This window comes from bacterium, from assembly GCA_040757115.1.
Lineage (GTDB): Bacteria > UBA9089 > CG2-30-40-21 > CG2-30-40-21 > SBAY01 > JBFLXS01.
The window spans coordinates 1-13,886 of the sequence record JBFLYA010000098.1; the positions used below are offsets into that span (position 1 = coordinate 1).

Genomic DNA, 13,886 nt, shown 5'->3' on the forward strand with positions numbered 1-13,886 from the left:
AAGCAGTCCTGGTCCAAGTTCCTTATGCACCGCAACCGCAACATCAACTATGATTTTCCCGATTTCATTTTCATTCATCTTTGTGTCCTTTGCGTCTCTGTGTGAGTATTTTTATTATTCTAACGATAGAGCTCACCTGCCCAGCCCTTTTAGCAGATTTACTACCTAACAACGATTTAACGACTCGTAGACATATAATCTTTCTGCTTTAATGACTCAGCAAAAGGGCTGGGTCAGGTGCAGCGATTTGTTAGCACAACTAATCGTGCTTTTGTTTCATGCGGTCGATCAGCTTCCCGTTCTTCTGTTCGATCAGAAGAAGAGGGAACAGAATCTCCCGCCAGTCCTCAATGGTTCCATTGACACCAGCGACTTCCAATCCATCATCGGCGTACCATATCTCAAATTTCTGCTCACAGCATCCACACTTGAGCAGATACCGGGGAGTCTTCTTTCCTGTACCCTTCTTGTGGTACACCCGGATTTGCGGCTGGCTGAATCGGGATGTGTCGTAGAACCGATTGGTTCGTTTTGGGATTTGCTGCTTCATCATTTCATTATTACCTTCGGGCTAACGATAAAGTTCAGGTGCGGCGGGGAGAATTACCACAAAAGTTTGATAGCAAGATAAAACTTTGAGAGACCACAAAACTCTGACCACGGCACAGTCCCCCGCCGTCAACTGCAACGCAGGGTTAGACAAAAGCTTTGATTCGCTGTCTTTTCCTTTTCCTCTGCCTCACCGAATTATTGTGCATTCCACATTCAGGTCTGACCCCCAAAAATTTCTACTACGATAACAACATATTTCTTTAGTTCAACCCAAGATGTTGTCTGACTTGAGCAAGTGTAGAGGTCATCATTTCTTGGGAGCGTTTATCTAAAAATGCCATTAACTCTGCATTCTCCCTGATAAGTTGTATCTCTCGATCCATGTCATCCACTTCGGCTATTAAAAATTCTCGCCCCTCTGATGTTCGGACAATAAGGTTTTCATGACTGGCAATGGTGAGAACATCAGGAAAACTTAATTTCTCTCTTGATAATTCAATGGTTTTCATAAATGAAACTCCTTTCCTCGAAAGAATAGTTGATTATGAACTTTATAACCAACCGCTTTAATCTTCACAGTGAACGTATCTTCATCAACATCATAGAAAACTCGATATTCCCCAATCCGAAGTTCCCATCGTGAAAGATCATTGGGAACTAAGGCCTTGCGATTTTTGGTTTCTGTCGTTGGTTCCCATATTAACTGGTTTTCAATCGTATCAAGAATAGTCTTTTGCTCATGTTTTCTAAAATACCGCAAATCTTCTTCTGCTCTTACAGTAATTTTGATCTCAAACATTTGTCAATCCTGTATGCTATGGTTAATTTTTTCGTAGATTACCAAGAGGTTCTCATATTGTATTCTCAATTTTATCCAAGAAGATAAACATGTTTATGCTTCTGTGGATACGGTCACACACCTAACGATAAAGTTCAGGTGCGGCGGGGAGGATTGCCACAAAAGTTTGATAACAAGACAAAACTTTGATAAACCACAAAACTCTGACCACGGCACAGTCCCCCGCCGTCAACTGCAACGCAGGGTTAGACAAAAGCTTTGATTCGCTGTCTTTTCCTTTTTCTCTGCCTCACCGAATTATTGTGCATTCCACATTCACGGTTTGACCCTAAAATATCTCCTTTTTATTTTCTCACACAAAGCCACAAAGAACACAAAGGTTTATTGTTTTATTCAATTCCTTTGTGACTTTGTGTCTCTGTGTGATTATTTTTATTAGTCTAACCTTAGATTATACTGCCCATTATTATTTGTTACTGATAAGTTGTTTTTCCCAGTCAATTCGACCAGTAAATTGCATTACTACAAACAATGTTAAGATACAACAGATAGTTATTGCTAATCCTGTAAATCCTTCAAGAAAGAAAGCATACGAAAAAAGCACCAAATATACGAATTGTGAAAGACCTGTCTCTAAAAGAGCAAAGCGCACTCCTACTACAAGCCGCATGTAGGAGATTACCAAGAATATTGAAACTGCTGAGCAAATTACAAAAGCCAAGTGAATATCAATGTGATCTACTAAATATGCCAAAAGCAGGTGGAAACTAAAAAATGCCGCTGAAATGAAGAAATAATTCATTGGATGGATATTGATTTTCTTCACTACTGTAATTATGAAGATCAAAAATAAGAAGAGGAAAAGAGAAACTGGTGCAAAGAAACTGACTCTACTGACAAAGGGACCCGGATTCAACCTCTGGGGCATATCCATACCGATTTGAATACCCGAGATTAAATTAGAATATCGCCAGGTAAGTTCCCAACCTTTGTCTTTTCTCTCCTTTTTTGTTGGAGAAATGCTATTCTCTGGAAAATCAATCTTATCAAAGTTTGTTATCATTGTCAGCTTGAAATTTTGAATCTGGGAAACATCAGCTCCAAAAAGATACCACCACTCATCCATTCCCTGCGATTCATAAGTAATTTCGATCTTTTTTGCTTCGCCTGAACCAAAGTTTAATTTCTTCAATATTTTTCCTGAAGTTGGTTGAAGCTCTTTAATCTTTTTTCCATCAACAATAAAGCAAAAATTGTCATAGATACCTTCTTTAGTAGGAAAGGTATAGTCAAAGAAAATATCACGATTCTCTTTAGCAGTATTTATAATCTGATACTTCCCAGAGTATCCAATTTGATATGTCGAATACCAAAGCAATCCCTTTCTTCGGTGATCGAGTTTAAAATTTACTGTAATATCGCTACTCTCAAGGGTAATGGGATGATCTGTTGTTTCTACCTTTGTCTCTATAATTGTTTCAGTTCCCCGAGTCGTTTTAACCTTCTTCTCACTTCTTGTTTGGTAGTATACATAGGGTGCCTGCTGCGTTTGAATAGTTCCCCATAATTGTCCAACTGCTCCTTTTAGCTTTACATCCTGTCTGTGAGTCCGCAAGTTGGTAACATTACCTAAAATAATCCAGGCTATGCTTGTGCAGATAAAGATAAAGATAATCGCTTTAATATGTTTCCACATCTTGTATCCCTCCTTATATTCTCCGATTATTCAGATACTTTCTTTAGTAGCCTAACGATAAAGTTCAGGTGCGGCGGGAAGAATTACCACAAAAGTTTGATAGCAAGATAAAACTTTGAGAGACCACAAAACTCTGACCACGGCACAGTCCCCCGCCGTCAACTGCAACGCAGGGTTAGACAAAAACTCTGATTCGCTGTCTTTTCCTTTTCCTCTGCCTCACCGAATTATTGTGCATTCCACATTCACGGTTTGACCCTAATATCTCCCTATCTTTATTTATCCAAGAGGCTTCTTCATATCGCTACGTTTCTATGTGTCGTCTAACATATAGATTATACAGTTTTTCTCTACTTTATCTCATCTGAATCAAAAAGTCAAGTAAATGTTGACAAAAAATAATAAATTTTGTATAATTCTAACTGGCTAATCATACTTTTAGGATATTATCCAGAAAAGAGGATAACTCTGCATATTTAATATCATAAGGGATGTATTGTCCCAATATAGTTTAATCCCTCTTACCCTGATTCTACTTTCCTATCAGGTTAGGCTTTATCTATGTCTATAGTTTATCATATTCTTCTGGTTCAATGTTTGGGATGTGTGATAATGCTTCTTTAAACTTTTTCTTATTCGCCCTCCCTGCGCGTTCTTCCAGATAGTTTTGAGTAGCAAATGCAGATATTTTTTCTGCTGTTGCACTTGAGATAAACTGGTCTATTGAAATTCCTTCTTTTCTAACTATTTCCTCCACTTGCTGATACAATGAATCAGGCAGTCTTACACTAACCGCACTCATTATTCTAACCCTCCTATCTTCTCTAAAAACTCTTTTGGTGTTAATACTTGAATACCAAATTTTCCAATACCCTTAAAGTCTTTTTTATTATATGTGATAATGTATTCGCTTTGAGATTCAATGGCTAATTCTAATACCATATCATCTTTTATATCTTTTAAGTAAGGTCTCCACAAGAAGAATATTTTACACTTGTTGGAGATATTACAAATCATATCTATAATTGCATCAATTTGCTCATTAGTTAATTTAGTTTCCCTTTTTGCTACACTTTCATATTCAAAAATCAAGGGAGTAGAGATATTTTGTTCAAACTTATCTCTGCTGATTTCAAAAAGTAGCTTATACGACGCTCCTCGTTTGGAAAGTAAAGCCGCTACAAATACATTTGTATCTATGACTACTTTGTGCTTGTAATGTTTCATAATGATATTATAAATGATATTATTCCACTTGTTAATCTACTTATCTGAGTTTATAAAGTTTTATTTTAGCCCCTAACGATAGAGCTCACCTGCTGCGGGGCGGATTACCACCAAACTTTGTAAACAAGATAAAAGCTTGAGATACCACAAAACTCTAATTACGGCACAGCCCCCCGCAGTCAGGTGCAGTGAATGGTTAGGTTTTCTTACTTTCTAAGTATAAAGTATCAGGACATAAATCTTGCCCATTCTTCCATTGAATACTGCCCAAAAATGGTTTAACAGAGTTAAATAAGTTAGCATTCGTTAATTCTTTAAATATCCCTTTGTCTAAATATGGCTTCACATCAAATACCTTAACTTCATCATTGGTAAAAGTTAAGGTTAATGTATAGTTAGAATTCGGTTTAACATCTTTAATTCTTGGATTCATGCTAATCACCCCTATTTTAGTGGATCTATCTTGAAGACATTCTCGCCACTACTGGCAAGTTCCCAATCAGCCATCAATTCTTCTTTATGTATTTCAAGCCATGCCTGAACCAGTTTCATCTTGCTTGATTTAATCTTGCCTTCTAACACTTTACCATCTGGAATTGAAAGAATAGTTTCTTGAGCCTGATACTTGACATGAACATGAGGCATCTGATGTTTTCTTTTGTCGAAATAATACATCGAGATAATGATACCATAAAACATTGCAATTACTGCCATCTTTTACCTCCTTTTGCTTAATTTCTCTCTGAACCTAACGATAAAGTTCAGCGGCGGCGGGGAGGATTGCCACAAAAGTTTGATAGCAAGATAAAACCTTGAGAGACCACAAAACTTTGACCACGGCACAGCCCCCCGCCGTCAACTGCAACGCAGGGTTAGACAAAAGCTTTGATTCGCTGCCTTTTCCTTTTCCTCTGCCTCACCGAATTATTGTGCATTCCACATTCACGGTTTGACCGTAATATCTCCCCCAATTCAAGATGCGACCCTCTATTGCCCTCCTACTCTATTGCCCTATTGCCCCGACCTTACTATTGCCCCCTTGAAGTCAGTTGTTGCAACACTGAAAATGCTCGTTGTGCATCATTGTCATTTGGGTTTTTCTCAAGAATATCTTTTGCGAGAAGCAACCCATCTTCAATTTTCCCTTGACCTGCGAGTGCCAATGCAAGGAACAATGATACATTTTTGTCATTTCCATATTTAGATAAATACTCTTGACACAGAGATTCGCATTTTGAATACTTCTTTTTGTTAATACTTTCTGCGATTAGAGAGGGTATGACTTTTTTCGCATATTCTGTCTCTTTTGCCTCTAGCTCTTCCAGATCCGCATCGGTTATTCCAAATGGTGCGAGCTTTTCCTCATCCAGATTCTCGCGAGCTATCATTGCGCCAAGTGTAAATAGATTGACATATTTGAGAAAATTGCCCAAGCTGTCCGGCTGTATGACGCCTATAATTGTCAAGGAAGAGCTCAATAGAAAAACTAAAACCACCAAACAGGGGTATTCCTTCAATAACTGCTAAACAGAGCAATTTAAAGCAGCAGTCGGGGAGCCTTCTCTTGTTAACAAAATCCCAAATTATGGGGAGAAAAATCCATATTAGAAAATAAGGTGTTACCGAGAAAAAGAGCTTGCCTGCTGTTGCCCAAGAACTTAACAATCCAATTCCATCTTCTAAAGGCAAGAACGGAACTAACCTCGCAGTATGAAAAGAAAGGAATGAGTCAGCTCTTTTGAAAAACTGCCAGCCGAAAAACCCGAAAATTTGAACCAAAGTGGTTAACCCCAATGCAAACACAAAAAGTTTTGCAACTATTCCCACAGTAAGTAAGATCGGCTCAAAAAATTTCCACCTACTAAATGCAGACATGAAAAGGAAGATCGGTCGAAAAAATTTCTTCATAATCTTCTCCTATTTGCCTTGGCGCCTAACGATAAAGTTCAGGTGCAGCGGGGAGAATTACCACAAAAGTTTGATAGCAAGATAAAACTTTGACAGGCCACAAAACTCTGACCACGGCACAGTCCCCCGGCGTCAACTGCAACGCAAGGTTAGACAAAAGCTCTGATTCGCTGTCTTTTCCTTTTCCTCTGCCTCACCGAATTATTGTGCATTCCACATTCACGGTTTGCCCCTCATATCTCCCCTCTTTTGTTATTATTTAGCTGGAGTTCTAAGTTCAAATTCCCCTCCAAATCCAGAAGCATCTTTTCAAATACTGGTCTAATTGGTGGCAACTCCTCTTTGACTGCTCTCCAAACTAAATCTGTTTTAACCCCAAAATATTCATGGATGAGTTTATCTCTCATACCTGCGATATCCCGCCAGGGAATCTCTGGATATTTCTTTTTTGTTTCATTCGGTATGTTTTTGACTGCTTCGCCAATAATTTCTAAAGCCCTTATAACAGCAAAATTTGTTTTATCATCGCATAGGAATTCCTCATAAGGCATATTCCAGGTGAAACTTTCTGCTTTATTTATTGCTTCAATTATATCTTGAATATAATCACCAATTTCCCTTTTCATAGATACACTACTTCCTCTAATATATGCTTTCCTATCTTTGGCTTAAGGGAAGACCTCATTACTAAATCAACCTTTATTCTTAAAAGGTCACTTAAATAGTTTTCTAAATTTATAAATCTTAAAAGTCCAATCTTTGCATCATCATCAAAATCAACAAGAATATCCAAATCGCTTTTTTTTTGGTTTTCCCCTCTAACATAAGAGCCAAACATTCCTATTTGATTAACATTGTATCTTTTTTTTAATTCCCATTTATTATCTCTTAATATCTGCTCAATCTCTTCTATTTTTTTCATCTGCTCCCTCCTCAAATTTTCGACGGTATTGTCAAAAGTTTCGGGTTGACTTTTCCTAAAAGATATGAGGGCATATCTTTTCATAAACATCTTTATGCTTCTGTAGATGCGGTTACACGCCTAACGATTGAGCTCACCTGCTGCGGGGAGGACTACCACTAACCTTTGTAAACAAGATAAAAGCTTGAGATACCACAAAACTCTAATTCCGGCACAGCCCCCCGCAGTCCACTTCCGGGTAGAATCAGCGGTTACCCAACCAATCCCAGAGCTTCGGATTTAACTTGACACGAGCAACGATTGGTTAGGATTAATATACTTCATCGTGTGTTCCAATCTCAAGCAAAAGAATATCGTCTTCATCTTGCTCTTTACTCTTTACAAAATCAAATACTATTCGCAGGTCGTATCCAACGCTACATGCCCAGGAGCCCAATAGTTTACCTTTAAGTTTATGAGTCTCCAATTGCGGAGTAAAAGGATCTTTGGTCAAAAGTTCCACGGCTTCTTTAATATCTTGCTTAAGAATTGGATGCTTTTTGATAGTTCGTTTGAATGCCCTTATAAAGGTTTTGCCCCAAATGAGTGTTCTCATTCGAAAAGCTCCTTCATCAGGTCATCTACACTACCACTTTTTACTTCTCCTCTAGCATATTCTTCTCTTGCTTCCCTGATGTTCTTTGCAAGTAACTCTCGTCTCTGGTCTATTAACCTATGCCGAATAATATCAATGAGGTTTTCCTGCTGATATTCAGGTAACGATTCTACAACATCTAAAGCCTCTTGTAAAATTGTAGCACTTTGACTGGACATTTAAAATACCCCCTTTCTTCTTGAAAAGCCTAACAATAAATAGGGGAAATGTCCCCCTATTTCCGTAAGCATGATTACCCATTGAGATACTGCAAAACTTTCAATCACGGCACAGTCCCCCGCCGTCCGCTGCAACGATTTGTTAGCTTTTATGCAACTATTTCATGGACAGAGTTCTATTGTGGATTTTGCATTTATAAGAACCATATCTCCTTTTCCTTTCAAGACACCATTTTCATTAATATATTCAACTTTTCCGACAAAAGCTTTGGTTGGATATAACTTAGCTTTAAGGGTCTCCTTTGAAGTTGAAATTATTCTATACTGGGCTTCTGGATCAAAGGTATTCTTTCTTACAGGTAGAATTAACTTAATCCCTCCATCTTTAAGTTCTAACACATCGCCATCTAAAGTACTCCGCAAAACTTCAATGGGAGGTTCAAGGGTTACTCTTCCCTCTTGATCTATTATATTTCTTATCTTGTTAACATAAATTTGAGCATTTAGGCTGTCTTTTTCCTTTTTAAAAAAAGCAACCTCGCCTATCCAATTTTCCCCTGCCCATTGCCATTCGTATCTCTCTCCAACTTTAGGCACGGGTAAATAGGAAAAGTATTTGGAGGAAAAGATTGACAAGACAATGATTGAGGCTACTAATAACAAAAAGAAAATAGAAGCATATGCAATCTTTGTCCACTTTCCTTGCTTTATGTTTCCTATTATTTGCCATAACAAACTCCCCATTGCTGGAAAAACACCAATTATGGCGGCAATGATTATTGGGTCCATTTTCATTTCTACCCCCTTTAATTTATTTAAAGTAATAAGTAAAATTTAGAATTGCTTCAGAGCTTTCAGCAGTATTTTTTCCATAAAAAGTATAACCATATCCTAATTCGAAAGAGAATCCCTGATTTGCTCTGGTTGCTCCAAATGAACCTATATTAATAAGGAAAATCTATTTAGAATATTCTTCGTATTTCTTTTTAATAACTTCTTTTTCGGTAGGGTCTTTTGTTGAACTTGAAGTAACTTTGACCCCATCTAATATAGCTCTTAAAAAAACTTTGTTTGGTACTTTTAACGGTAATTCTAAATTCATCTCAGCAAAATAAGGTATTTTATCTACAAATTCCCTCGCTCTTATTCTGTAGCCAATTTCTGCACCAATACTATGGAGCAATTTATCAGTATTATCGGGACTATCGGGTGATTTGTTAAATTTTTTCCCTATTAACAAACGAGTTTCAGTTTCTCTTTCTCCATCACCAAGAGATGGTGACTTGTTCTCATCGTAACCACTTGGAAATTTTTCTCTAAGTAATATACTTATTGTAGGATAGTATTTATCTTGATAATCATCTTCATTTAAAACTCTATATTTCAATCCTACAAAAATATCCTCAATATGTTTATTTTTAAAGGTATCAAACTCATTTTCAAATTTTGCCCATTTGTAGGGAATAGAAAATGATAAATTTATATTATCTAATACCCCATATTCCATTTTAAATTCTGTTCTCTGTTCATCGTACTTACCACCAAAAGGAATTTCTTCTTTCTTGCCGTTATTATCAAAGTTTTTATCTGACCAATAATATTTATAATACATTTCAGTGAAAATATCACTTTTTCCGATAGTCCACGCACCAGCGAATATATTCTTTGGTAAATATATAATTGAAAATAGAATTAATAGCTGAGTAATTGTCTTTATATGCATAGCTCTATCCCCACCAATATTTATTAAAGCTAACGACAAAGTTCAGGTGCGGCGGGAAGAATTACCACAAAAGTTTGATAGCAAGATAAAACTTTGAGAGACCACAAAACTCTGACCACGGCACAGTCCCCCGCCGTCAACTGCAACGCAGGGTTAGACAAAAGCTCTGATTCGCTGTCTTTTCCTTTTCCTCTGCCTCACCAAATTATTGTGCATTCCACATTCACGGTTTGACCCTACTATCTCCCCCTAACCTATCTTATTTCCATAAATTCTTACGGTCTAACTCTAACTCTTTCCTCACTCCTTCTCTGAATTAAGTCATGTTCCAGCATCCTGGTAGCGTTGCGTATCTTTTCTCTCAACCAGGTATTGATTAACGACTCAGATGAAACTTTCTTTATTTTTGCTATTTCAGTAAGATTAGCCACAATATCTTCTTCAAGAGCAACCAAATACTTTCTCCTTTTGATATTTACATCAAAATGGGCTTCTGGCATTTGTTCCCAATAATTCCCCATGTCATGAATATCAAAGAAGTCAATAAGTTCATCTATAGATCTTGAAGGTGGTAGAGTTTTTAATTTATTTTTTACCATATTGTTTCCTCTCTTTCTTTTTCATATTTCTGGCACTCAAGATGAGTGTTTCTCTCGTCTTTTTGTAGATAAAGAGTACGGATAGGTATCTTCCACTATTAGTTTGTCCCAAAGCCAGATAAACATCTTCGCCTTTTCGCTCACCTTTTTCAACAAAACGGAATTTTGGTTTATTATTTAACACCTCTTCAACTTCATTGGGAGTAACATTGGGTTTAACTGCCAGTTTATCAACAATGTTTCTGAGCCAAATAATATCTTCTATCTTCATCCGTTTTTTATATCCTCTTTTCATTCAGCATGTTATATCTATTATTCACAGGTAGGCTAACGATAAAGTTCAGGTGCGGTGGGGAGAATTACCACAAAAGTTTGATAGCAAGATAAAACTTTGAGAGACCACAAAACTCTGACCACGGCACAGTCCCCCGCCGTCAACTGCAACGCAGGGTTAGACAAAAGCTCTGATTCGCTGTCTTTTCCTTTTCCTCTGCCTCACCGAATTATTGTGCATTCCACATTCACAGTTGCTCCTAATATCTCCCCTGAGTTCATCGGCGGCGGGGAGAATTACCACCAAACTTTGTAAGCGAGACAAAACTTTAATAAAACACAAACATTTAAAAAGCAGTTAACCCCCCGCCGTCCGCTGCAACGATTAGTTAGGAAAAAATTCACACATACTTAATTCTGCTTTCGAGGTCTGAACCAGATATTGGTCCCAACGCCAAAACTCAGCGGTGGGCTACTACCCGTCCGCTGGAATGTTTTGTTAGAAGCTGTGTCGCTTTCGTTAAATCAAGTAAAGACCTCAATGCCTTATTTACGGCATCTGAATCTGCAAATGATTTAGCAATATCCGGCTCAAGCATTACGATATTAGCTCCTTCTGATAGAAGACGTTTGTAATACTTGCCACGAATAGCTTTTGAATAATCAAAATCATATTCGGGGCGTAACTCATCACTACTTTTTTTTTCTTTAATTTTCATGTCTTTTCCTTTCATGTGCGGTTGCAGTCCGCGCATTTATTATCCATATTATTTTTCCCCTCTCGGTATGTGATACTACAAGTAGACGACTACCAGAAGAGTAACCAACAGTTATTAATCTTTCCTCGTCATTCGAATGATCTGGATCATCAAAAGTTGCTGATAAAGGATTATAAAATACCGTCATAGCTTCTTCAAATGGCACCTTGTGTTTTTTGATGTTCTTTTTTGCTTTTTCCTTGTCCCATTCAAATTGCATGTAATTAATTTATCCTATTTTTTACGCCATTTTTCCAAAACTCTTTTTTCGTATAAAACATTCCCTACTTATATCACTTTATATTATACAGCATAAAAATTTATATGTCAATCAAAAAATCCTCTGCACTATTCATACCACTAACGGCAAAACTTACCGGCATGCGGTGTTTTGTGCGTCCAGTGGAACGCAGTGTTAGGGCATATTACAGTCAGTAAACCCCTTGGAATCATAGCAATTCAAACCATGTTTTGATTTTCTGTGCCATTAACTTACGTCGCTCTTCAAGGAAATCATCGTAGGGTGGAATTGTGCCGTCCAATAAAGACTCAGGTAGGCAGCTTGCCTTCAGGTTGGCCTTCATCTCTTCAAAGTTAGTGATACCGCCATATTTTTTCTTTCCACCGCGACACTGTTCAGCCAGTTCCTCAAAGTATGTTTCCGGTGGGTTATCGCCGATGGCGATATTGATTTCACTCTGCGCAAGTACAAAGTTAGCGATTTGATTATAACGTCCTCGCGAAAGTCCCTGCTTTTTTAAATAGTTCCTGGGATAGATGTGGTGTACGTCGCTACGGTTGAGCAGCAGGTCGAGCACAGTAATATCACGAGACAAAAAACCTTTATCGCCGAGTTTTACCTGCGCTGCTTGAAAACATAGGAAGTAAGGACTGTTTGATGAGGATGTGTCCATAATTTGAGGAAGCATTCCTGTCCAGAAGCTGTCTGGGAGCTCATTCTCAACGACAGAAGCAGCATAAGTCGTCAGCCCGCGATTTTCAATTTGGCGTATATCAAAATCAAAGGCTGTCTCAGGACTAGCGGCATAACGTCCGCGTAGTAGTGACATGGCATACCATCGCCGCACCAAACGTTCAAGATCAGCTGCAGGGATGCCTTCCGTCCGACCACGCAGGTAAAGTATATACGCAAAGTTGACGGCATTACGTCCTCCAATCAAATCACTGGTCACGAATCCCGCTGAACGCAAGATCATCGTGATACGATCGAAGTGGGTTTTGTTGACAAACGAGAGAATACCCTTTTTTAGTTTTCCGAATGACGCCTCAACAATTGACTCTTCAAATTGTTTAGTCTCGAAGTTACGGCCTGATAGTAGCGCTACCAAATCCTGGAGCTTTCCTCTGCCAAATTCAGACGTAAAAGCCACACGCAACATATCGGTGTAAGTTGGATCGTATATGTCGTCGTTGACATCTTTGAGCCAGCGCATTTGTGGCAGGAATTCAGAATCCGCAAACGCTTTATCGTTCTTTTCAATGTTTGACAAGAATTCTGGTGCGACAGCCAAATGGCAGAAATAGTCGATTGCCTTGCGCAAAAGGTTTCCGCCGTAAATCTCGTTGACGGCAATTTTTGACATAGCAAAGTCGGCTTGCGAAAGCTCTGCACCTGCTGAGGTTACGCGGATAAATATTTCTGTGACGGTTTCAATATCAAGATCTTCGGCAAGATCGATTACGCCGACGTGGTTGTTGATGATCTTGCGAAGCTTCTCGATGCTGGCAAAAATAGCATCCTGTGATACGCCAGGATTGGCAGCGCAGTAATTACCAACAAGTTGGAACAGGCTGGTAGAGGGTGCAAATACATCCGCCACATCGTGAATCCACGATGCGTCTTTGCGTATAGCCGGATTTGCGACTTCAAACCGTTCTTCTTGCGGATGAAAAGCAATACGGATTTGGACGGTTTCGTAATCTTTAGTTAGAACATCGCGGCCTAACAATGCCGCCATGAGTGCCGTTACTCGTTGTTGACCATCAATAAGGATGCGCTTCCCAATGGATGATGTGCCATCCTTAAGTTTTACAGTCGGATTTCGCCAGGCTATCAAATACCCAACAGGGTATCCTTGATAAAGTGAATCGAGGAGGTTGCGAACTTTTGTTGCCTCCCACACAAATGGCCGCTGGATCTCTGGGATCGCGATTTCCCCAGACTTGACCCATGTAAGCAGAGTTTCGATTGGATGGGGAGTTACCGAATAGCGTTGTGTACTCAATTCAATAATCCTCCTTTTTGTGGTAAGTAGATGGTTGAAGCCCCTAACGATAAAGTTCAGGTGCGGCGGGGAGGATTACCACAAAAGTTTGATAGCAAGATAAAACTTTGAGAGACCACAAAACTCTGACCACGGCACAGTCCCCCGCCGTCAACTGCAACGCAGGGTTAGACAAAAGCTTTGATTCGCTGTCTTTTCCTTTTCCTCTGCCTCACCGAATTATTGTGCATTCCACATTCACGGTTGACCCTAAAATATCTCCTTTTTATTTTCTCACACAAAGCCACAAAGAACACAAAGGTTTATTGTTTTATTCAATTCCTTTGTGACTTTGTGTCTCTGTGTGATTATTTATTTCTCCATTGACTAT

The 13,886-nt window shown here is 38.7% G+C and carries 21 protein-coding genes; all 21 read right to left on the minus strand.

The features are described 5' to 3' along the window. Nucleotides 1–259: 259 nt before the first annotated feature. The 21 genes from AB1422_10035 to AB1422_10135 all read right to left on the minus strand — a co-directional run bounded on the left by AB1422_10035 (nt 260) and on the right by AB1422_10135 (nt 13,516). Complete coding sequence (locus AB1422_10035; protein ID MEW6619653.1) at nt 260–553, minus strand: hypothetical protein; 294 nt, start codon at nt 551–553, stop codon at nt 260–262. Nucleotides 554–812: 259 nt separating this feature from the next. Continuing rightward, entirely contained in the window at nt 813–1,061 is a 249-nt protein-coding gene (locus tag AB1422_10040; GenBank protein MEW6619654.1) for a hypothetical protein, read from the minus strand. Next, nucleotides 1,058–1,351, minus strand: a complete 294-nt coding sequence (locus AB1422_10045) for a type II toxin-antitoxin system RelE/ParE family toxin (protein ID MEW6619655.1) — start codon at nt 1,349–1,351, stop codon at nt 1,058–1,060. Before AB1422_10045 ends, AB1422_10040 begins: the two co-directional genes overlap by 4 nt. Before the next feature lie 466 nt (nt 1,352–1,817). Next, a complete protein-coding gene (locus tag AB1422_10050) occupies nt 1,818–3,047 on the minus strand; it encodes an inner membrane CreD family protein (protein MEW6619656.1) in 1,230 nt (409 codons plus the stop codon). A gap of 565 nt (nt 3,048–3,612) precedes the next feature. Further along, nucleotides 3,613–3,849, minus strand: coding sequence for a toxin-antitoxin system HicB family antitoxin (locus AB1422_10055; protein MEW6619657.1), 237 nt, complete (start codon nt 3,847–3,849; stop codon nt 3,613–3,615). Beyond that, nucleotides 3,849–4,274, minus strand: a complete 426-nt coding sequence (locus tag AB1422_10060; GenBank protein MEW6619658.1) for a putative toxin-antitoxin system toxin component, PIN family — start codon at nt 4,272–4,274, stop codon at nt 3,849–3,851. The genes AB1422_10055 and AB1422_10060 overlap by 1 nt, the downstream gene beginning before the upstream one ends. A gap of 196 nt (nt 4,275–4,470) precedes the next feature. Continuing rightward, nucleotides 4,471–4,707 (minus strand): DUF2442 domain-containing protein, encoded by a 237-nt coding sequence (locus AB1422_10065; GenBank protein MEW6619659.1) that lies wholly within the window; start codon nt 4,705–4,707, stop codon nt 4,471–4,473. A gap of 11 nt (nt 4,708–4,718) precedes the next feature. Beyond that, nucleotides 4,719–4,988 carry a DUF4160 domain-containing protein gene (locus AB1422_10070; GenBank protein ID MEW6619660.1) on the minus strand — a complete coding sequence of 90 codons (270 nt, stop codon included), beginning with the start codon at nt 4,986–4,988 and terminating at the stop codon, nt 4,719–4,721. Nucleotides 4,989–5,302: 314 nt separating this feature from the next. Next, nucleotides 5,303–5,662, minus strand: coding sequence for a hypothetical protein (locus AB1422_10075; protein MEW6619661.1), 360 nt, complete (start codon nt 5,660–5,662; stop codon nt 5,303–5,305). Continuing rightward, nucleotides 5,637–6,182: a hypothetical protein gene (locus AB1422_10080; GenBank protein MEW6619662.1), complete on the minus strand. Its 546-nt coding sequence runs from the start codon at nt 6,180–6,182 to the stop codon at nt 5,637–5,639. Before AB1422_10080 ends, AB1422_10075 begins: the two co-directional genes overlap by 26 nt. A gap of 233 nt (nt 6,183–6,415) precedes the next feature. Further along, nucleotides 6,416–6,808 (minus strand): DUF86 domain-containing protein, encoded by a 393-nt coding sequence (locus tag AB1422_10085; GenBank protein ID MEW6619663.1) that lies wholly within the window; start codon nt 6,806–6,808, stop codon nt 6,416–6,418. After that, the gene (locus AB1422_10090) at nt 6,805–7,104 is read right to left on the minus strand and encodes a nucleotidyltransferase family protein (protein MEW6619664.1); all 300 of its coding nucleotides are present in this window, start codon (nt 7,102–7,104) and stop codon (nt 6,805–6,807) included. The genes AB1422_10085 and AB1422_10090 overlap by 4 nt, the downstream gene beginning before the upstream one ends. Before the next feature lie 310 nt (nt 7,105–7,414). Further along, on the minus strand, nt 7,415–7,699 hold the full coding sequence (locus AB1422_10095) for a type II toxin-antitoxin system mRNA interferase toxin, RelE/StbE family (protein MEW6619665.1): 285 nt from the start codon (nt 7,697–7,699) through the stop codon (nt 7,415–7,417). Next, the gene (locus tag AB1422_10100) at nt 7,696–7,917 is read right to left on the minus strand and encodes a hypothetical protein (protein ID MEW6619666.1); all 222 of its coding nucleotides are present in this window, start codon (nt 7,915–7,917) and stop codon (nt 7,696–7,698) included. Before AB1422_10100 ends, AB1422_10095 begins: the two co-directional genes overlap by 4 nt. A gap of 162 nt (nt 7,918–8,079) precedes the next feature. Further along, nucleotides 8,080–8,706, minus strand: a complete 627-nt coding sequence (locus tag AB1422_10105; GenBank protein MEW6619667.1) for a hypothetical protein — start codon at nt 8,704–8,706, stop codon at nt 8,080–8,082. Nucleotides 8,707–8,875: 169 nt separating this feature from the next. Next, on the minus strand, nt 8,876–9,640 hold the full coding sequence (locus tag AB1422_10110; protein ID MEW6619668.1) for a hypothetical protein: 765 nt from the start codon (nt 9,638–9,640) through the stop codon (nt 8,876–8,878). Nucleotides 9,641–9,915: 275 nt separating this feature from the next. Next, nucleotides 9,916–10,239 (minus strand): CopG family antitoxin, encoded by a 324-nt coding sequence (locus tag AB1422_10115; GenBank protein MEW6619669.1) that lies wholly within the window; start codon nt 10,237–10,239, stop codon nt 9,916–9,918. Then, nucleotides 10,226–10,534, minus strand: coding sequence for a BrnT family toxin (locus tag AB1422_10120; GenBank protein MEW6619670.1), 309 nt, complete (start codon nt 10,532–10,534; stop codon nt 10,226–10,228). Before AB1422_10120 ends, AB1422_10115 begins: the two co-directional genes overlap by 14 nt. A gap of 439 nt (nt 10,535–10,973) precedes the next feature. After that, a complete protein-coding gene (locus AB1422_10125) occupies nt 10,974–11,231 on the minus strand; it encodes a hypothetical protein (GenBank protein MEW6619671.1) in 258 nt (85 codons plus the stop codon). Beyond that, nucleotides 11,221–11,490, minus strand: coding sequence for a BrnT family toxin (locus tag AB1422_10130; protein MEW6619672.1), 270 nt, complete (start codon nt 11,488–11,490; stop codon nt 11,221–11,223). Before AB1422_10130 ends, AB1422_10125 begins: the two co-directional genes overlap by 11 nt. A gap of 229 nt (nt 11,491–11,719) precedes the next feature. Continuing rightward, nucleotides 11,720–13,516 carry a DUF262 domain-containing protein gene (locus AB1422_10135; GenBank protein MEW6619673.1) on the minus strand — a complete coding sequence of 599 codons (1,797 nt, stop codon included), beginning with the start codon at nt 13,514–13,516 and terminating at the stop codon, nt 11,720–11,722. Nucleotides 13,517–13,886 lie beyond the last annotated feature (370 nt).